This is a genomic window from Microlunatus speluncae (genome assembly GCF_009299835.1).
Lineage (GTDB): Bacteria > Actinomycetota > Actinomycetes > Propionibacteriales > Propionibacteriaceae > Microlunatus > Microlunatus speluncae.
Genome location: NZ_VKCZ01000003.1, coordinates 383,475 through 400,770, shown reverse-complemented (window position 1 = coordinate 400,770; position 17,296 = coordinate 383,475). Strand labels below are relative to the sequence as shown.

The 17,296-nt window shown below is 68.4% G+C and carries 19 protein-coding genes and 1 tRNA gene; 6 read left to right on the top strand and 14 right to left on the bottom strand.

Going from position 1 to position 17,296, the window contains the following annotated elements:
* Positions 1 to 12: 12 nt before the first annotated feature.
* The 6 genes from FNH24_RS05305 to FNH24_RS05280 all read right to left on the bottom strand — a co-directional run bounded on the left by FNH24_RS05305 (position 13) and on the right by FNH24_RS05280 (position 4,308).
* Positions 13 to 1,527 carry a potassium/proton antiporter gene (locus FNH24_RS05305; RefSeq protein WP_152361096.1) on the bottom strand — a complete coding sequence of 505 codons (1,515 nt, stop codon included), beginning with the start codon at positions 1,525 to 1,527 and terminating at the stop codon, positions 13 to 15.
* 105 nt (positions 1,528 to 1,632) lie between these two features.
* Complete coding sequence (locus FNH24_RS05300; protein WP_246186754.1) at positions 1,633 to 2,607, bottom strand: Fic family protein; 975 nt, start codon at positions 2,605 to 2,607, stop codon at positions 1,633 to 1,635.
* Between the two features lie 130 nt (positions 2,608 to 2,737).
* Entirely contained in the window at positions 2,738 to 2,863 is a 126-nt protein-coding gene (locus FNH24_RS32415) for a hypothetical protein (RefSeq protein WP_281351001.1), read from the bottom strand.
* 125 nt (positions 2,864 to 2,988) lie between these two features.
* A tRNA-Ser gene (locus tag FNH24_RS05290) sits at positions 2,989 to 3,073 on the bottom strand.
* A 43-nt stretch (positions 3,074 to 3,116) separates the two neighbouring features.
* The gene (tadA, locus tag FNH24_RS05285) at positions 3,117 to 3,578 is read right to left on the bottom strand and encodes a tRNA adenosine(34) deaminase TadA (RefSeq protein ID WP_152361094.1); all 462 of its coding nucleotides are present in this window, start codon (positions 3,576 to 3,578) and stop codon (positions 3,117 to 3,119) included.
* 46 nt (positions 3,579 to 3,624) lie between these two features.
* Positions 3,625 to 4,308: a tRNA adenosine deaminase-associated protein gene (locus FNH24_RS05280; protein WP_152361093.1), complete on the bottom strand. Its 684-nt coding sequence runs from the start codon at positions 4,306 to 4,308 to the stop codon at positions 3,625 to 3,627.
* Between the two features lie 122 nt (positions 4,309 to 4,430).
* On the opposite strand from FNH24_RS05280, the gene upp reads away from it, so the two are divergent.
* Positions 4,431 to 5,069, top strand: coding sequence for a uracil phosphoribosyltransferase (gene upp, locus FNH24_RS05275; protein WP_152361092.1), 639 nt, complete (start codon positions 4,431 to 4,433; stop codon positions 5,067 to 5,069).
* A 10-nt stretch (positions 5,070 to 5,079) separates the two neighbouring features.
* On the opposite strand, the gene FNH24_RS05270 is transcribed toward upp, so the two are convergent.
* From FNH24_RS05270 to FNH24_RS05250, 5 genes are all read right to left on the bottom strand, one after another.
* Positions 5,080 to 5,400, bottom strand: a complete 321-nt coding sequence (locus FNH24_RS05270; RefSeq protein ID WP_152361091.1) for a type II toxin-antitoxin system RelE/ParE family toxin — start codon at positions 5,398 to 5,400, stop codon at positions 5,080 to 5,082.
* Complete coding sequence (locus tag FNH24_RS05265; RefSeq protein ID WP_152361090.1) at positions 5,397 to 5,639, bottom strand: addiction module protein; 243 nt, start codon at positions 5,637 to 5,639, stop codon at positions 5,397 to 5,399. The genes FNH24_RS05270 and FNH24_RS05265 overlap by 4 nt, the downstream gene beginning before the upstream one ends.
* A gap of 35 nt (positions 5,640 to 5,674) precedes the next feature.
* The gene (locus tag FNH24_RS05260) at positions 5,675 to 6,559 is read right to left on the bottom strand and encodes a 1,4-dihydroxy-2-naphthoyl-CoA synthase (RefSeq protein WP_152361089.1); all 885 of its coding nucleotides are present in this window, start codon (positions 6,557 to 6,559) and stop codon (positions 5,675 to 5,677) included.
* The gene (locus tag FNH24_RS05255; RefSeq protein WP_152361088.1) at positions 6,556 to 7,092 is read right to left on the bottom strand and encodes a DedA family protein; all 537 of its coding nucleotides are present in this window, start codon (positions 7,090 to 7,092) and stop codon (positions 6,556 to 6,558) included. Before FNH24_RS05255 ends, FNH24_RS05260 begins: the two co-directional genes overlap by 4 nt.
* A gap of 69 nt (positions 7,093 to 7,161) precedes the next feature.
* On the bottom strand, positions 7,162 to 9,705 hold the full coding sequence (locus FNH24_RS05250; protein ID WP_152361087.1) for a DEAD/DEAH box helicase: 2,544 nt from the start codon (positions 9,703 to 9,705) through the stop codon (positions 7,162 to 7,164).
* Between the two features lie 43 nt (positions 9,706 to 9,748).
* Here FNH24_RS05250 and FNH24_RS05245 point away from each other — a divergent pair, with 43 nt between their 5' ends.
* Together FNH24_RS05245 and FNH24_RS05240 are read left to right on the top strand one after the other, a co-directional pair.
* Positions 9,749 to 10,180, top strand: coding sequence for a (deoxy)nucleoside triphosphate pyrophosphohydrolase (locus FNH24_RS05245; protein WP_246186753.1), 432 nt, complete (start codon positions 9,749 to 9,751; stop codon positions 10,178 to 10,180).
* A gap of 60 nt (positions 10,181 to 10,240) precedes the next feature.
* Positions 10,241 to 10,618: a GntR family transcriptional regulator gene (locus FNH24_RS05240; RefSeq protein ID WP_246186752.1), complete on the top strand. Its 378-nt coding sequence runs from the start codon at positions 10,241 to 10,243 to the stop codon at positions 10,616 to 10,618.
* 39 nt (positions 10,619 to 10,657) lie between these two features.
* Here the strand turns inward: FNH24_RS05240 and FNH24_RS05235 are convergent, their stop codons facing one another.
* Positions 10,658 to 11,482 carry a TIGR03620 family F420-dependent LLM class oxidoreductase gene (locus tag FNH24_RS05235; RefSeq protein WP_152361085.1) on the bottom strand — a complete coding sequence of 275 codons (825 nt, stop codon included), beginning with the start codon at positions 11,480 to 11,482 and terminating at the stop codon, positions 10,658 to 10,660.
* A gap of 196 nt (positions 11,483 to 11,678) precedes the next feature.
* Here FNH24_RS05235 and FNH24_RS05230 point away from each other — a divergent pair, with 196 nt between their 5' ends.
* From FNH24_RS05230 to FNH24_RS05220, 3 genes are all read left to right on the top strand, one after another.
* On the top strand, positions 11,679 to 11,957 hold the full coding sequence (locus FNH24_RS05230) for a GlsB/YeaQ/YmgE family stress response membrane protein (protein ID WP_152361084.1): 279 nt from the start codon (positions 11,679 to 11,681) through the stop codon (positions 11,955 to 11,957).
* A gap of 236 nt (positions 11,958 to 12,193) precedes the next feature.
* Complete coding sequence (locus FNH24_RS05225) at positions 12,194 to 13,531, top strand: DNA/RNA non-specific endonuclease (protein WP_152361083.1); 1,338 nt, start codon at positions 12,194 to 12,196, stop codon at positions 13,529 to 13,531.
* Positions 13,528 to 13,932 (top strand): antitoxin YezG family protein, encoded by a 405-nt coding sequence (locus FNH24_RS05220; RefSeq protein WP_152361082.1) that lies wholly within the window; start codon positions 13,528 to 13,530, stop codon positions 13,930 to 13,932. Before FNH24_RS05225 ends, FNH24_RS05220 begins: the two co-directional genes overlap by 4 nt.
* A gap of 3 nt (positions 13,933 to 13,935) precedes the next feature.
* Here the strand turns inward: FNH24_RS05220 and FNH24_RS05215 are convergent, their stop codons facing one another.
* Positions 13,936 to 15,126 (bottom strand): MFS transporter, encoded by a 1,191-nt coding sequence (locus FNH24_RS05215; RefSeq protein WP_152361081.1) that lies wholly within the window; start codon positions 15,124 to 15,126, stop codon positions 13,936 to 13,938.
* Between the two features lie 114 nt (positions 15,127 to 15,240).
* Positions 15,241 to 17,283, bottom strand: coding sequence for an acetoacetate--CoA ligase (locus FNH24_RS05210; protein ID WP_152361080.1), 2,043 nt, complete (start codon positions 17,281 to 17,283; stop codon positions 15,241 to 15,243).
* Positions 17,284 to 17,296 lie beyond the last annotated feature (13 nt).

Here is a 17,296-nt window from a genome sequence, read left to right as displayed (position 1 = left end):
CCGGCCCGAAGGCTAGAGCTCCGGCTCCGGCTTGTGCCAGCGCGCCAGCCGACCGCCGCGGCCGATGCTGCGCAGCCGGTTCTCGGTCTGCTGGCGCAGCGCCGCCGGGGTCACGATCAACAACTCGTCGCCCTCCCGGATCCGGGTCACCCCGGTCGGTGGGAACGGGGAATCGTTGCGGATCACCAGCGACACCACGGTGTGCTTGCCCAGCCGCAGCTCGCCGATCTCCACGCCGGCCAGCCGGGAACCCTCCGGGATCCGTACCTGGAGCAGGTCGGCCGAGATCCGGTCCAGCGGCGCCGCCTCGACCTCGACGTCCCGCGCCGCTTCATGATCGACAAGCTTGAGCAGCCGGGCGGCCAACGGCAGCGTCGGCGCCTGGAGCAGGGTGAAGACGATCACGAAGACCAGCACGACGTCGAACAGGAAGATCCCACCCGGTACGTCCTCGGACAGCGGGATCGTCGCGAACACGATCGGCACCGCACCGCGCAACCCGGCCCAGGACAGGAACGCCTGCTCCCGGATCGGGAACCGGAACCACACGGTGGAGATGTAGACGGCGAGCGGCCGGGCCACGAAGGTGAGGAAGGCGCCGGCCGCGAGCGCGACCAGGATGGCCTGCAGGCTCACCCGGGATGGGGTCGCGAGGAGGCCGAGCATGACGAAGAGGCCGATGTGGGCGATCCAGCCGATCCCCTCGACGAAGGACCGGGTCGCGCCGCGGTGCGGCAGCTGGGCGTTGCCGAGCATCAGCGCGCAGACGTAGACGGCGGCGAACCCGCTGGTGTGCAGACTGGCCCCGGCGGCGTACGCGAACACGGTCCAGACCAGCGCGGCGAGCGGGTAGAGGCCGGAGGACGGCAACGCGACCCGGCGCAGGATCTGCACCCCGATCCAGCCGAGCGCCAGCCCGATCGCCAACCCGGCGACCAGTTCCAGGGCGATGATCCCGACCAGTCCCGCGAGGCCGCCGCCGTGGTCGTCGTGCCCGCTCGCCGCGGCGCTGGCCAGCACGACCAGCAGCACGGTCGGCGCGTCGTTGAGCCCGGACTCGGCCTCCAGCGCCCCGCGGAGCCGGTGCGGGATCGGCACCCGCCGGAGCACCGAGAACACCGCGGCCGCATCGGTCGGCGAGATGATCGCGCCGAGCAGCACCGCGAGCCAGAGGTCGAGGCCGAGCACGAAATGCCCGAACAGGGTCATCAGCCCGACGCTGACGAAGATGCCGACCGTCGCCAGCATCCCGGCCGCGCCGACCGACGGCTTGATCTCGTTCCAGCGCGTGGTCAGTCCGCCCTCGGCCAAGATCAACACCAGCGCGCCGAAGCCGAGCGCCCGGGCCAGATCCGGATCGGAGAACTGCAGCCCGAGGACCGAGTCGCCCATCACCATGCCGAGCCCGAGGAACAGCAGCAGCGACGGCAACCCGATCCGGGAGCCGAGCCGGGCTGCGATGATGGCGGCGATCAACACGACGGCGCTGACCAGCAGAATGCCGTCGAGATTGATCTCCATCTGCATATTTTGGCCGACCGTCAAGATTTCAGGTGAGCCAGCCCTCACCCTGGACCGGGCCAGGCGGGTGATAAGGACCCTGGGGCTAGCGGACGAACGCGAAGTTGCTCATCAGATCCTCCGGTAGCGCTGTCGCAGATAGTCGTCTACCCAGTTCCGCGACGACATCCAAGTGCCGTCCGGCTGCTTCTGCGCCCGGAGCCGTCCTCGGACCGCCGCGGTGCGCAGGGCGTTCGCCGTGAGCGACAAGTCGGATCCGGCCAGGCTCGCGAGCGGGACCAGCCGGGCCGGCCCTGCCACGGCGGGAACAATGAAACGGTGCAGGTTGTCAGTGATCGCACGGGCCAGCAGCTCGCCGAGCGGGCCATATTCGCCACCGTCGGCGCGTTCCATGGCCGTGAGATAGCGAGACCTATCGTTCTTGAACACGATCGCCGGCGGATAGCCGAGCCGCACCAAGACGAGGTTGAGGAGAAGCCGGCCCGTGCGGCCGTTGCCGTCGAGAAACGGGTGGATGCGCTCGAAATCGTTGTGCATCCGCGCGAGCCGCTCGGGAAACGGCGTCGCCTCGTCGGCGCTCACGAGTTGACTGACCTCAGCGACCCAATCCCGCATGAGGGCGTCGATCTCAGTGAACGGCGGCGGCTTCATGCCACCGCCGAACGGCTGGATCTCGTGTCGACGCCAGTTGCCAGGAGTCTCCTCGGGCGTGGCATTCGCGTGCGGCGAGACCTCCCAGACCAGCCCCATCACCTGGTGGTGGACCGATCGCACCTCGTGCAGGGTCAGCAGTTCGCCGTCGGTCCAGGTGCCCAAGCCGTGGGCCTGTTCGTAGACCCAGCGGGCCGCGGTGGCGTACCCCTCGACCTCCATGTATTCCCGGAGTTCCTTGCTGCCGACCGCCCGCCCTTCATCGAGCAGCTTTCGGACCTGGCTGAGCACGAGGGTGTTGCCCTCGATCGCAGTCGAATGATGAGCCTCGTGGTGCCAGATCTCGGTCCAGATGTCGCTCGCCTCGTCGGGCGACGGCATGCCGCCCAGGCGGGTGCGCAGGTCGGCAAGCGCGTCCTCCAGACGCTGATACACCGCCTGTCGCGATGGCCGCCCGCCCGGCATCCTGCCCCCTGGTTTGTTTGGTCTGACAGAAACAAACTGTACCGAACACTTTCGGATTTGTTCGGTCCAAGAGAAAGAAACTCCACCGAACACTTTGGCGCTACTCGAAGAAGTCCTCGTCGATCTCGACGATCTTGAGCGGCTGCGTCGCCTGGACACCGGCCCCGAACCTGATCATGAGCGACGCGAGCCGTTGCCCGTCGATCAGATTGATCCGGGTAGGCACGGGCGGTCGATCTTGTTCGTCAGTTCGCCGGTGACCACACGCAGAACTTTGGTGTTCCCACCGCCATGGATTGCCCTTCGACAGGAAGAGCCCGCGTCCGAGACCGGACGCGGGCTTCCCTTCAGCGGTGGCGGCGGGATTTGAACCCGCGGAGGCTTTCACCTCACGCGCTTTCGAGGCGCGCTCTTTAGGCCGCTCAGACACGCCACCGCGGGAGAGATTACCCAATCGTCGGCGCCGGACGCGAATCGGATCAGCGGCGCTGGCCGAAGAAGTCCGAGAGGAGCGCGCCGCACTCCTCGGCCAGGATGCCGCCCATCACGTCGACCCGGTGATTCAGCCGACGATCGCGGACGACGTCGAAGAGCGAGGCGACGGCGCCGGCCTTGGGGTCGTACGCGCCGAAGACCAGTTGTCGGATCCGGGCCAGGACCAGGGCCCCGGCGCACATCGTGCACGGCTCGAGGGTGACGACCAGGGTGCAGCCTTCCAGCCGCCAGGCCTCCCGGCCCAGGGTCGCGACCGCCCGGCGCAGCACGAGCAGCTCGGCATGGGCGGTCGGATCGCCGGTCTGCTCCCGCTCGTTGCCGGCGGTGGCCAGCACGGCGCCGGCCGGATCGAGCAGGACGGCGCCGACCGGGACGTCGCCCTTGGCTGCGGCCGCCCGGCCCTGATCGAGCGCGATCCGCATCGCCGGATCCCACTGACTGGCCATCGGGCTCAGCCGCGACGAGTGATCGACAACTCCATGATCACGATGATCACCGGAAGCTGGACTGGACCACCCGGCGGACCTCGTCGCCGATCTTGAGCTTGTCGACGATCCGATAGACCAGATCCTCGCTGGACTCCTCGAAGTCGCCGCTGATCGCCTCCAACTCGAACGAGCCGATGCCGAGATCGTTCAACAGATCGAGGTCACCCAACGGGTCGTCGCCGTCGGGCACGGCCAGGCCGAGATAGTCGGCGACGTCGCGGGCGATCGGCCACTCGTCGCCGGCGCCGCCGTCGGACAGCAGCACCTGCACCAGCCGGCCCCGGACCCGGGCGATCACGAACACCGACTGGGTGAGCGAGACGAAACCGAGGGAGCCGCCGTCGCCGGGCAACCGGCGCAGCACCTCGATCAACTCCTCAAGATCGTTGGCCAGGTCCTTCTGCAGTGCCTGGGCTACCGGTTGACCGTCCTCCCGGTACGCGGCGACGACGAAGTCGATCTCGTCCTCGGTCGCGTCTTCAAGATCATCGTCGAAGTCGTCGTCATCATCGTCATCGTCGTCGTCATCATCGTCGAAGTCGTCGTCATCGTCGTCCTCGTCAAGATCATCGGAATCCGCCAAGTCCTCCTCCGCACTCCGAGCATCGGTCCGGTCGCCGGCCGTGTCCCGCCCACGCGCAGGCCCCAGGTCGAACGACTCGTACTCGTCGTCGTCAAAGTCACTCATCACGCATCCCTTCATTCGCCACCCAATGGTGTCAGAACGAGTCAACAAGCACATCTTTGCCGGGCCATTCGATACCTGCTCTTGACTCTGCCACCGCTCGGACGATGTGGCACCCTCTAGGCATGGAACTTCGGGTCGTCGATCATCCCCTCGTGGCGCACAAACTGACCGCCCTGCGCGACGAACGCACCGACTCGCCGACCTTCCGGCACCTGACCGAGGAGCTCGTCACCCTGCTGGCGTACGAGGCGACGCGGGAGGTGCGGGTCACCCAACACACCGTGCGCACCCCGATCGCCAATTGTGTCGGCGTGAAGCTGGCCCAGCCGCGGCCGATGGTGGTGCCGATCCTGCGGGCCGGACTGGGCATGCTGGAGGGGATGACCCGGCTGATCCCGACGGCCGAGGTCGGCTTCGTCGGCATGGTGCGGGACGAGGTGACTCTGGAGGCCTCGACGTACGCGGAGCGGCTGCCGGAGGATCTGTCCGGCCGCCAGTGCTACGTGCTCGACCCGATGCTGGCCACCGGCGGCACCCTCGCCGCGGCGGTGAAATATCTGGTCGCCCGCGGCGCCGATCACATCACCTGCATCTGCCTGCTGGCCGCGCCGGAGGGCATCGCCCGGGTCGAGGGCCTGCTCGATGATCTCCAGGTCCCCTGCCACCTGGTCACCGCCGCCGTCGACGAACGCCTGAACGAGGTCGGCTACATCGTCCCCGGTCTCGGCGACGCCGGCGACCGTCTCTACGGCGTGGTCTGAGGCGAACTGATCAAGGGCTGATTCGGTCTCTCCAGTAGCCGGGTCGCCGCTTACTGTGGGCCACTGCGAGGACGATCAGGTCACCGTTCTCGGCGACGAAGTAGACGACACGGTACGGAAACCCGGTTACACCCTTCGAACGCACGATCGGGTCGCGATTCCAGCCCGGCCAGGTCGCCCAGGCGTCCGGAGCCTCGGCTGCCGAGTCAATCGCTGCCCGAACTCCGGCTACAAAGCGTGCTCCGACACCTGCGTCACGACCGTCGTACCAGTCAATGTCGGCCATGAACTCGGCCCGGGCCTCCGGGTGGAAGCCGAAGCCGACGCTCATCCGTTGCGCGCATCCCGCCGGCCGGCCAACTCGGCGAACACCTGATCGCCGGGGACCGGCTGAACCTTGCCGCTGCGGATGTCCTCCATCCGTGTGATGATCTCGTCGGTCCAGTCGTCATCGAGCGTCTCCTGATCGACGACCTCGACCGATTCGAGCAGCTGCAACGCGACATCCTTGCGCACCGAAGGAGGCAGGGCCATGCCCGCCTCGTAGAACTCAGCTGCGCTCAGCGACATGAAGTCAGTGTACGCAAGGTCAACGGCAGCCCGGATCAGTAGTAATAGGGGAAGTCGCGCCAGTTGGGTGGGCGCTTTTCCAGGAAGGCGTCGCGGCCCTCGACGGCCTCGTCGGTCATGTACGCCAGCCGGGTGGTCTCGCCGGCGAAGACCTGCTGGCCGATCAGGCCGTCGTCGATCGCGTTGAAGGCGAATTTGAGCATCCGCTGGGCGGTGGGGCTCTTGCCGCAGATCTTGCGGCCCCAGTCGAGACCGGTGGTCTCCAGGTCGGCGTGCGGGACGACGCGGTTGACCATGCCCATCCGGTACGCGTCCTGGGCGTCATAAGTTTCGCCGAGGAAGAAGATCTCCCGGGCGAACTTCTGGCCGACCTGGCGGGCCAGGTAGGCCGAGCCGAAGCCGGCGTCGAACGAGCCGACGTCGGCGTCGGTCTGCTTGAAGCGGGCGTGCTCGGCGCTGGCCAGGGTGAGGTCGCAGACCACGTGCAGGCTGTGCCCGCCGCCGGCCGCCCAGCCGCCGACCAGCGCGATCACCACCTTGGGCATGAACCTGATCAGTCGTTGCACCTCGAGGATGTGCAGCCGCCCCATCGCCGCCGGGTCGGTGGGCTCGTCGCCGTCCGCGTACTGATAGCCGGAGCGGCCGCGGATCCGTTGATCACCGCCGCTGCAGAAGGCCCAGCCGCCGTCCCTGGGCGACGGGCCGTTGCCGGTCAACAGCACGCAGCCGACGTCGGAGCTGGTCCGGGCATGATCAAGAGCGCGGTAGAGCTCGTCGACGGTGTGCGGGCGAAACGCGTTGCGCACCTCGGGCCGGTCGAACGCCACCCGGACCACCGGCGCGTCGACCGCGCGGTGATAGGTGATGTCGGTGAAATCGAAGCCGGCAACCGGCTGCCAGAGCGCGGGATCGAAGGTCACGAGCCCACGTTATCCCGCCCGGCCGGACGATCGACGCCCCGCACCGGCGGATGATCATCGTCGGCAGTCTCCCGCGGCCGCCGGATCTGCCACACGATGAAGCCGATCAAGATCAACACCAGCACGATCAGCAGCGCGACGGCCGGCCCGGGCCAGCGTTCGTAGAGCCGCTGCCAGACTTCGAACGAGACGAACCCGAAGGTCGCGTACAGGAACGACCAGAGCACGCCGCCGATCAACATCGCCGGCAGATAGCGCCGGTACGGCATCCGGACCACTCCCGCGGCAAGATTGATCAAGGTCTGCAGGCCGATGGTGAGGAAGGAGAAGGTGATCACCGGCGCACCCCAGCGCACCACCAGGTCCCGCGCCCGGCGATAGCCGGCCGACTCCAGCATCCGTTGCAGCCGGGTCCGGTTCGCGCCGGCGTTGGCCGCCCGGCCCAGCCAGTAGGTGGCGTTGGCCCGCAGCAGGATGACCAGGAACAAGATCGACAGGGCGAGCGGATACGGCCAGTCGCGCCAGAAGTCCATCAGGTCCCGTCCCCGGTGCTCACCGAACCACTATAGGTGAGGTGAACCTAAGCCGATCAGGCTCGGGGCTCAGCGAGGGTCGTCGGCGAAGCCGGTCTGCTCACCGAAACCGACCACCCGGATCACCGCCTCGCCGGCCTCGTCACTGGCGGCGAGGTCGACCTCGGCCTCGATCACCCAGTCGTGGTCGCCGGCCGGGTCGTCCACGATCTGCCGGACCCGGAGGTGGTCGGACTGCCGGTCGATCAGCAGCAGGCTCGGCCCACGGGCGTCAGGGCCGATGCCGATCTCGTCGTGCGTCTCGAAGTAGCGCTGGATCCCCTCGCGCCAGGCCTCGGCGTCGAAGCCGCCCTCGCCGTCCAGCTCGCCGAGATCGTTCCAGCGGCGCCGGGCGGCCAGCTCGATCCGGCGGAACATCGCGTTGCGGACCAGCACCCGGAAGGCCCGCTGGTTCTGGGTGACCGGGGTCGGGCGCTCGTCCAGCCGGTGTTCGGTCGGCTGCGCGCCCGGGTGGCTCAGCGCCTCCCACTCGTCGACCAGGCTGGAGTCGACCTGCCGCACCAGCTCGCCCAGCCACTCGATCAGGTCGGCCAGGTCCGGCGTCCGGATCGCCTCCGGCACGGTCTGCCGCAACGCCTTGTACGCATCGGAAAGGTAGCGGAGCACGATGCCCTCGGAGCGGGCCAGCTGATAGCTGCTGACGTACTCGGTGAACGTCATCCCCTGCTCGGCCATCTCCCGCACCACCGACTTCGGCGCCAGCCGATGATCAAGGACCCACGGGTGGGTCTGGGCATAGACCGAGTACGCGTGCTCCAGCGGCTCGGCCAACGGCCGCGGATAGGTGATGTCCTCGAGCAGCTCCATCCGCTCCTCGTACTCGATCCCTTCCGCCTTCATCGCCTCGATCGCGGCACCACGGGCCCGGTTGCGCTGTGCCATCAGGATCGGCCGCGGATCCTCCAAGATCGATTCGATCACCGACACGATGTCCAGCGCGTAGTTCTCGGCCTCGAAGTCGACCAGATCCAACGCCGCCAGTCCGAAAGGCGACAGCGGCTGGTTCAGCGCAAAGTCTTCCTGCAGGTCGATGGTGACCCGGGCTCCCGTTCCGTCCAGCAGCGGCTCGACCACCCCGGTGGTCAGCAGGCCGCGGTAGATCTCGATTGCCCGATGGACATGCTTGCGGCGGCGGACGGCGGGCTCGTCGTTGTCGGTCAGCAGCCGCCGCATCGAGGCGAAGCAGTCGCCGCCGCGGGCGATCACATTGATCACCATCGCGTGGCTCACCGCGAAGCTCGACTCGAGCGGCTCCGGCTCGGCCGCGATCAGCCGGTCGTAGGTCGGCTGGCCGTAGCCCACCGTTCCCTCCGGCGGCTTCTTCCGCACCACCTTGCGCCGCTTCTTCGGATCGTCGCCGGCCTTGGCCAGCGCCTTCTCGTTGGCCACCACATGATCGGGAGCCTGGATGACGACGTTGCCGGCGGTGTCGTAGCCGGCGCGGCCGGCCCGGCCGGCGATCTGGTGGAACTCGCGCGCGGTGAGCAGCCGCGGCTTGACCCCGTCGTACTTGCTCAGGGAGGTGAGCAGGACGGTCCGGATCGGCACGTTGATGCCGACGCCGAGCGTGTCCGTGCCGCAGATGATCTTGAGCAGTCCGGCCTGGGCCAGCCGCTCGACCAGCCGGCGGTAGCGCGGCAGCATCCCGGAATGGTGCACGCCGATGCCCATCCGGACCAGCCGGGACAGGGTCTTGCCGAAGCCGGCGGAGAAGCGGAAGTCGCCGATCAGCTCGGCGATCTTGTCCTTCTCCTCCCGGCTGGCCACCTTGAGGCTGGCCATCGCCTGGGCCTGCTCGATCGCTGCGGCCCGGCTGAAATGCACCACGTAGATCGGGGCGTCGCGGGACTCCAGCCGTTCCTCGATGGTCTCGTGCAGCGTCGTGGTGACGTAGGAGTAGTAGAGCGGGATCGGCCGCTCGACGGAGCTGATCACCGCGGTGGTCCGGCCGGTGCGGCGCTTCAGGTCGGCCTCGAACCGGGTCATGTCGCCGAGGGTGGCCGACATCAACAGGAACTGGGCCTGCGGCAGTTCGATCAGCGGCACCTGCCAGGCCCAGCCGCGATCCGGCTCCGCGTAGTAGTGGAACTCGTCCATGATCACCGTGTCGATGCCGGCCCGATCGCGCGACTCTCCGCCGCCTTGGCGCAGCGCGATGTTGGCCAGCACCTCGGCGGTGCAACAGATGATCGGCGCCCCGGGGTTGACGCTCGCGTCACCGGTCAGCATGCCGACCTTGTCCGGCCCGAAGAACTCGGTCGCGGCGAAGAACTTCTCCGACACCAGAGCCTTGATCGGCGCGGTGTAGTACGTCGTCCCGCCGGCGGCGAGGGTGGCGAACTGGGCCCCCGTCGCGACCAGACTCTTACCGGAGCCGGTCGGCGTCGCCATGATCACATTGGAGCCGGAGACGATCTCGATCAAGGCGTCGGTCTGCGCCGGATACGGGGCCCAGCCGCGCTCGATGGACCAGTCGACGAACGCCTCGAAGACCGCGTCGGGATCGATGGAGCCCGATTCGGTCGGGGCGGGGATCAGGTCGGCCAGTAGCATCAGCCGCGACCCTACCCGTCGCTCACCGTGGAGGCAGCGAGCCGTGCCGGAATCCGGAGCACCGACCCGGCTGGTGGTCGCGGCCGCGATCCTCGACGATCCCGGCCGGCCGCGCCGGGTGCTGGCGGCCCGGCGCAGCGGTCCGGCCGAGCTGGCCGGCCGGTGGGAGTTCCCCGGCGGCAAGGTGGACCCCGGCGAGACCGCGGCGGAAGCGCTGACCCGCGAGATCGCCGAGGAGCTCGGCGTCGCGATCGCGGTCCGCGACGAGCTCACCGACGGTGCCCCGTGGCCGATCAACCCCGATTGGGAATTGCGGGTCTGGACCGCGGCGCTCACCGGAGGGCAGCCGGCACCGGCGGCCGGCGATTCCCATGACCGGCTCCGCTGGCTGACCCGGACCGAGCTGACTGCGGTCGACTGGCTGGAGCCCGATCGCCCGGCGGTGGCCCTGCTGGATGCGATCTTGCTCGACTGACCACGGGCAACCAGCCGGCCGGTTAGGCTTGCGGACCATGATCAGCTCCAGGAGTCACCGATGACGGAGCGGGATCCGATGATCACGATCGACATCGACCCGGCTTCGGCCGTCCCGCCGTTCGATCAACTGCGCAGCCAACTCGCCGCGATGATCACCGACGGCCGGCTCGAGCCGGGCGCCCGATTGCCGACGGTACGTCAGCTGGCCGGCGACATCGGGCTGGCGGTCAACACGGTCGCCCGGGCCTACCGGGTGCTGGAGTCCGACGGAGTGATCACCACTCACGGCCGCAAGGGCACCTTCGTCACGCTCCAGTCGACCCCGACCGACGCGGTGACCGAGGCCGCGACCCGGTTCGCCACCGTGGCCCGGCAGACCGGGCTCACCCTGTCCGAGGCGATCCGCGCCGTCGAGGACGCCTGGCAGCGCCCCTGACAAGATCGTTTTCCCGCGCGGCCAAGATCGTTGCGTCGCTCAGGTCGCGTGCTGATCGGCCGGCAACCGCAGCAGGTCGGCGAGCTCGGCCAGGAACTCGTCCCGGTCGGTGCCGCCGAGTGGGCTGATGATCACCTGGTCGGCGCCGGCGTCCCAGTGCTGCCGGACCGCGGCCGCGATCGTCGCGGTGTCGCCGCGGGGCACGATGGCATCGACCAGCCAGTCGTCGAGCCGGTCGATCTCGGTCTCGGCGAAGCCGATCCGGGTCAGGTGGGCGCGATAGCCCGGCACCCGGACCAGGAAGCCGAGGGTCTCCCGCGCCGCGGCCCGGGCCCGTTCGGCGTCGAGGTCGGGCGCCACGAGCAGGTCGACGATCTGGTGTCGGGAACCGAGCCGGTCGCGGGTCCGGGCGGTGAAATCGGGGGTGACCAGCAGTGTGATCGCCCCGGCGAACCGGTCCCGCGCCAGCTCGACCTTGCGCGGCCCGAGGGCCGCCAGGTAGCGCCGGTCGACCGGTAGCACCGGGTCGGAGCGGTCGAGCTGATCCAGGTAGTCGTGCAGCGCCTGCAGCGATTTCGGCGCCTGCGCGCCGCCGAGCCCGACCAGGAATCGCCCCGGCTCGGTGCGCTCAAGATCGGCGTAGGTCTGGATCACCTCCGGTGCCGGATAGACCGAGGTCGGAATGATCCCGGTGCCGACCGTCGTCGTCCGGGTCGCCGCGAGCAGGTCACCGATCGGCGCCAACGAGGTCAGCTGACCGCCGGCGATCCACAACGCGCCGTAGCCAAGTTCTTCGTACCGTGCGGCTTGGGCAGGGATCCCGTCGGCGAGATCGATGGCCAGGCCCGCTCTGCTGAGTTCCATGACCGTGACGGTAGGACTTCAAGAAGGGTTGAGGTCAACCCCGGCCGACCGGAATCGCAGCCCGTCGGGCCGGGCGAAAATCACGGATTGATGACGCGGTCGCCGACGCGAGAATTTCGCGCGATTCAGCGTCGCCGGAACCGGGTAAGTAGCGCTACGTTGGGTGCGTCCAACTACGAAATAAAGGGAGATCGACATGGGCTTTCTTGGATTCTTGCTGTTGGGCCTGGTTGCGGGAGCTATTGCGAAACTGATCCTGCCGGGGAAGCAGGCCGGTGGCTGGATCGCCACCTTGATTCTCGGCGTCGTCGGCGCGCTGCTCGGTGGGTGGATCGGCAGCCTGATCTTCGGCACCGGCCTGGGTGAGTTCTTCTCGTTGCGCACCTGGCTGTTGGCCATCGTCGGCTCGCTGATCGTGCTGATCATCTGGGGCTTCATCACCAACCGGATGGGCAGCAAGAAGGCCGCAGAGTAGTCGAGCGTCCTGGTCCGTCCGGTGGGTGCTGCCGACCGGACGGACCATGATCGTGGTCTGAGCACCGAGTCGGCACGTGGCGTGAAGCGAGAGCGATGCGGGAGTTGCGAGGCGTTGCCGACGATCCGTCAGGAGTTGACCGCGCTCCGGACTCGGATCGGGCTCGTGAGGGCGACCGATCCGATCTTGATCGTCCAGGTCCCGCAGAGCTACGCCCGGGGCCTGCGTCGGACCGGTTGAGTCGCGTCGCGGAGATCCGCGAGGCGCGGATCGCCGAGGCCGCGGACCGCGGGGTTTCCCGCGAGGAGTACGAGCGGTACGAAGCGGCTGATCATGAGGACGGACGACAGGCCGGTCAACTCGAGTTGGCGCGACACCGGATCCGGGACAAGTCCGTGTGGGGCCCGCCCGACGAGCGTGCGGCCCGGCGGCAGGAGCACTACGACCGGCAGGACGCGGCGTTGGAGCACTTTCGTACTGTTCCCGTCGAGGGGCCCGAGAACAGACCCATCGAGCCGGCCCGGCAGCGGGATTACGTGGCCACCGGCTGGATGGAGCACCGGGATCAGCCCTTTCCTCCCGGCGATCTGAGCCGGCGCGACGAGTTGGTCTATCGGCGTTACGAGATCACCGAGCAGACCCGCGATCCCCAGTCCTTCCACCTGGGCGAAGCCGGCGCTCGGCCGGACCTCGCTGGGACGACCCAGCCGACCAGCGAATCACTCCGTGACCGCTATCCAGAGGGGGTCAGCTACACCGACAACGGTCATCCGGATCTGAGCAGGTACGCGAGCAAGACGGTCGTGCTGGAGAACGGGTTCGACCGCCCGGAGCACGCCGAGGTCGATGCCCGCGCGAACCCGGTCTTCGGTTGGCAGACCACGCCCGAGGACAAGACCTGGCACAAGTCCGGGGACGGCCGGACCGTCCTGCTGGTCGCCACGGAGCTGCACCAGGAGTACGGTCACGCCGACCAACGCCCGGCCGACGGCGACCGGTCGGGCGACGTCGATCATGCCGGGCCGCACCCGCCGAGCCAACCGAGCGAAGATCGGGAGCGACCGGACGACGCAGGACCCATCCGGCTCTCGACCGGCAATCCTGATCACAAGGATCAGCTGAGCAAGCCGCCGCCGGACAGCACGATCGTGGTCGATGATCGCTTCACGTACACGACTGATCATCTCGGCCGGGTGACCCACGCCTCGGCCAGGCTCGACGTCGTCGATCTTGAGCACCCTCGCGACAAGTCGGCGCAGGCGCAACTGATCGGGAAGCTGCCGGGTGATCACGCCGGCCATCTGTTCGCCCGAATCTTCCAGGGACCGGGCGATACCATCAATCTTGCAGCGATGGAGGGCAATAAGGTCAACCTCGGGCAGTACAAGAGCGCGGAGCATGCCTGGCGGCGAGGCATTGAGGCGGGGCACGACGTCAAGGTCGAGGTCGCGCTGATCTATGCCAGCGACACTCCTCGCCCCGACGCCCTGCAGCTGACCTGGTGGATCGACGACAAGAGAATGGAACGGTTCATCTACAACACACCACGACCCGCGGAGAGTGAAACGCCATGACACCAGATCCCGACCTGCTGAAGAGAATCGGTGCGGCGATGGCGGCGTCCGCATCGAAAGAATGGCGGCGGATCACCCTCACCGCTACTGCTGTTACCTCCGGAAACGAGACCACATTGGCGATCGAGCGGCCAAACGGAGAGGTCGATCCCTCTCAGGGGATCAGTGCCGACGCCCACTTCGCGATCGGACAGCTTCGAGCCAGCATGTACGAGCAGGGCGTTGGCACCTGGTACAACGCGACGATGACCCTCACCGCCGACGGGAACCTCGAGACCGCGTTCGACTACGACAGCCCGCCGTTCGGCGGTGACTACACCGACGAGATGCTCGAAGATGATCAAGAGGCCTATCCGCGGAGCCCGGAGAATCTTCCCTCCTGGCACCCGTCGCGGACGTGACACTCAGGCGATCGTCCTCTCCTGCCGCACCGGGACGAGCGGGACGGCGATCATCGGGCAGAGTGCCGTCAGGGCGAAGGCCAACGGATAGCCGAGCACGGTGATCACCCCGCCGAGCACGGGCGGGACCAGCGAACCGGCCAGGAACTGCGCCGTGTTCTGGGCACCGAGGGCCCGGCCGGACCAGAAGGGTCCGGCCACCTCGGCGATCGACGTGAAGGCCAGGCCGTTGTCCGCGACCGTGATCACGGTCGCCAGCACGAGCACCGCGATCGCCACCGACCAGCCGAGTTGATCGGTGGCCGCCAGCAGCAGCATCGTGATCGCGGCAGCGATCGCCACCCACCGCAGCGGCCGCAGCCGACTGCGGACCCGATCCGACAGTTGACCGGCCGCGATCCGCCCCAGCGCGCCGAGCAACTGGGTGATCGCGATCAAGGTCCCGGCAGCCCCCGGCGACCAGCCGCGGTCGGTGATCAACCAGACCAGCCCGAACGTCCAGACCATGAACTGCGGCACCACCAGCAGCACCGACACAGCATGGATCCGCCACAGGAATCCACTGCCCCGATACGGATTCGCCAGCTGCTCGGCCGCCGCCGGATCCGTCCGCGCCAGCCGGACCGGATCGATCACCACCACCAGGCACAGGATCGTCGCGACCGCGGCCAGGATCGCGGGCAGCCAGAGCGCCGCGCTGACCCCGTAGCCAGCGGCGATGGTCGGGACGCTCAACGCGGCCAACCCGACCCCGAGCGGCTGAGCCATCTGCCGGATCCCCATCGTCAGACCGCGCCGCTGAGGTGGAAACCAGCCGACCACGACCCGACCACTGGCGGCGTTGGTGCTGGCCGCCGCCATCCCGCCGAACAGCAGGAACACACTGAGCATGATCATCGAGCTGGACAGGGCCGCGCCGACTCCGCAGGCCGCGGTCAGCCCGGTCCCGATCACCAGCACCCGCCGCTCGCCGAACCGATCCACCGCAACCCCCCAAGCGAGCAGGGTGAGCATGATCCCGATCGTCGGCATCGCCACCACGACCCCGGCCTCGACCAGGGTCAGCCCGAGCCGACCCTGCAGCTCAGGGATCAGGAACGCCACGCCGTGACTGAAGAAGGCACTGGCCGCCTGCGCGATCATGCTCACCGCCAGCAACGCCCACCGCCGCCCGGCGCTGATCTCCGTTTTCATGGAGTCTCATATTCCAAGACAAAATGTCTCGACATATGAGCATCGTACAACCCTTCACCGACTTGTCAGAACTGAGTTGTGTCAGGGCACAACTCAGTTCTGACAAGTCGGCATTCAGGGGGTGAGGCGGGGCTCGGTGCGGGCGTAGCGGGCGAACCAGTCGAGCATCTCCGGATGGGTGATCGAGCCGCGACCGCCGCTCACCGCCGCCAGGTCGGCGCCGCGGAGGATGCGCTTCACCGGCACTTCGAGCTTCTTCCCGGTCAGTGTCCGCGGCACCGCCGGCACCTCGACGATGGCATCCGGAACGTGCCGCGGTGACAGCCGGGTCCGCAGCTCGGTCCGGATCCGGTCGAGCAGCGCCGGATCAAGATCAACTCCGGGCTCGGTGACCACGAACAGCGGCAGGAAGTAGCCGCCGTCGGGCAGTTCGACGCCGATCACCAGGCTGTCCGCGACGCCCGGCACCCCTTCGACCACGCCGTAGAGATCGGCCGAGCCCATCCGGATGCCCTGCCGGTTCAGGGTTGCGTCCGATCGGCCGGAGATCGCCGCAGTGCCGTCGGGAAAGATCGTGATCCAGTCCCCGTGTCGCCAGACGCCCGGAAAGAGATCGAAATAGGTCTCGGCGTAGCGCTCGCCGGTCGGATCGCCGAGCAGCCCGATCGGCATCGACGGCAGCGGCTTGGTGATCACCAGTTCGCCCTCGGTGCCGATCAGGTCGTGGCCGTCGGGATCCCAGCTGTGCAGGTCGACGCCGAGGTACGGTGCGGCCATCCGGCCGGCGTGCACCGGCAGCAGTTGGGACGCGCCGACCAGGACCGCGCAGATGTCCGTACCGCCGCTGACCGAAGCGAACCAGCACCGATCCGACACGGCCGTGGAGACCCATCGCCAGGCGTCGGCCGGCAGCGTCGAGCCGGTCTGCAGGATGGCCCGCAGCCGGCTCAGATCATGATCGGCGCCGGGCCGTTTGCCGGCCCGGAAGCCGGCGTCGAGATAGCCCGCGCCGATGCCGAGCACGGTGGCCCCGGTTCGTTCGGCGATCTGCCACACCGCGTCGCCATCGGCCGCGGCCGGGCTGCCGTCGTACAAGATCACCGTCGCGCCGAGACCGAGCCCGCCGACCAGATAGTTCCACATCATCCAGCTGGCCGAGGTGACCACGAAATAGCGATCATCCGCGCGAACGTCGGAGCCGAGGCCGATCGAGGCGAAGACCGCCATCACGATCCCACCGTGCGACTGCACGATCCCCTTCGGCTTCCCGGTCGTGCCGGAGGACCAGAGCACCCACAACGGATGATCGAACTCGACCTCGGCGAAGGTCAGCTCGGCCTCCGGCGCGACCGCCTCCGGCCAGGCCCGGTGATCGACGGCCAGGCCGGACCAGTCGACCAGATGATCGACGACTGTGGTCTGCCCTTCGACGGGCTCAGGGAGCGATCCGGCCAGCAGGTCGATCGTGATCACCAGCCGCAACTCGGGGAGAGCGGTGATCAACTCGCGGGCCTGCGCGGTCCGGTCGAACACCTTGCCGTTGTAGCGGTAACCGTCGGCCACGATGATCACCGACGGCTCGGCCTGCTCGAACCGGCTGAGCACCGCCTCGACCCCGAAGTCGGGCGAGCAGGAGGTCCACGTGGCGCCGACGCTGGCCGCGGCGAGCAGCGCGATCACCGCCTCGGCGACGTTCGGCAGGTAGCCGGCGACGCAGTCGTCGGGTCCGATGCCGGCCGACCGCAGGGTCGCGGCCAGCCCGGCCACCCGGCGGCGCAGCTCGTCCCGGGAGATCTCCACCGGCTGCTGCCGCTCGTCGATGGCGATCACGGCGACCGGTGACTCGCCGTCGGTCGGCCGCAACAGCTCCGCCGCGAAATTCACCCGGGCGCCGGGACACCAGCGGGCTCCCGGCATCCGCGGGTCCGCCAGGATCCGGTCCGCACCGAGGTCGACCCCGGGCCGGAAGAACCGCCAAACGGCGTCCCAGAAATCCTCGGACTGGTCCACGCTCCACCGATGCAGCGCGGCGTAGTCGGCGAACCGCGGCTCCCGCTCCCCGGCCAGCCAGTCCCGGAACCGGGCCACCTGGGATCGCTGCAGCGCATCGGCATCGGGCCGCCACAGCACCTCGGCCGCATCGTCGCTGGCGATCATGCCCGCCTCCTTC

Coding starts and splice junctions, on each gene's coding strand:
- FNH24_RS05305 (WP_152361096.1), bottom strand. CDS start 1,527: ATGCAGATGGAGATCAATCTCGACGGCATTCTGCTGGTCAGCGCCGTC.
- tadA (WP_152361094.1), bottom strand. CDS start 3,578: ATGGCCAGTCAGTGGGATCCGGCGATGCGGATCGCGCTCGATCAGGGC.
- FNH24_RS05280 (WP_152361093.1), bottom strand. CDS start 4,308: ATGAGTGACTTTGACGACGACGAGTACGAGTCGTTCGACCTGGGGCCT.
- upp (WP_152361092.1), top strand. CDS start 4,431: ATGGAACTTCGGGTCGTCGATCATCCCCTCGTGGCGCACAAACTGACC.
- FNH24_RS05270 (WP_152361091.1), bottom strand. CDS start 5,400: ATGAGCGTCGGCTTCGGCTTCCACCCGGAGGCCCGGGCCGAGTTCATG.
- FNH24_RS05265 (WP_152361090.1), bottom strand. CDS start 5,639: ATGTCGCTGAGCGCAGCTGAGTTCTACGAGGCGGGCATGGCCCTGCCT.
- FNH24_RS05255 (WP_152361088.1), bottom strand. CDS start 7,092: ATGGACTTCTGGCGCGACTGGCCGTATCCGCTCGCCCTGTCGATCTTG.
- FNH24_RS05250 (WP_152361087.1), bottom strand. CDS start 9,705: ATGCTACTGGCCGACCTGATCCCCGCCCCGACCGAATCGGGCTCCATC.
- FNH24_RS05240 (WP_246186752.1), top strand. CDS start 10,241: ATGACGGAGCGGGATCCGATGATCACGATCGACATCGACCCGGCTTCG.
- FNH24_RS05235 (WP_152361085.1), bottom strand. CDS start 11,482: ATGGAACTCAGCAGAGCGGGCCTGGCCATCGATCTCGCCGACGGGATC.
- FNH24_RS05230 (WP_152361084.1), top strand. CDS start 11,679: ATGGGCTTTCTTGGATTCTTGCTGTTGGGCCTGGTTGCGGGAGCTATT.
- FNH24_RS05220 (WP_152361082.1), top strand. CDS start 13,528: ATGACACCAGATCCCGACCTGCTGAAGAGAATCGGTGCGGCGATGGCG.
- FNH24_RS05215 (WP_152361081.1), bottom strand. CDS start 15,126: ATGAAAACGGAGATCAGCGCCGGGCGGCGGTGGGCGTTGCTGGCGGTG.
- FNH24_RS05210 (WP_152361080.1), bottom strand. CDS start 17,283: ATGATCGCCAGCGACGATGCGGCCGAGGTGCTGTGGCGGCCCGATGCC.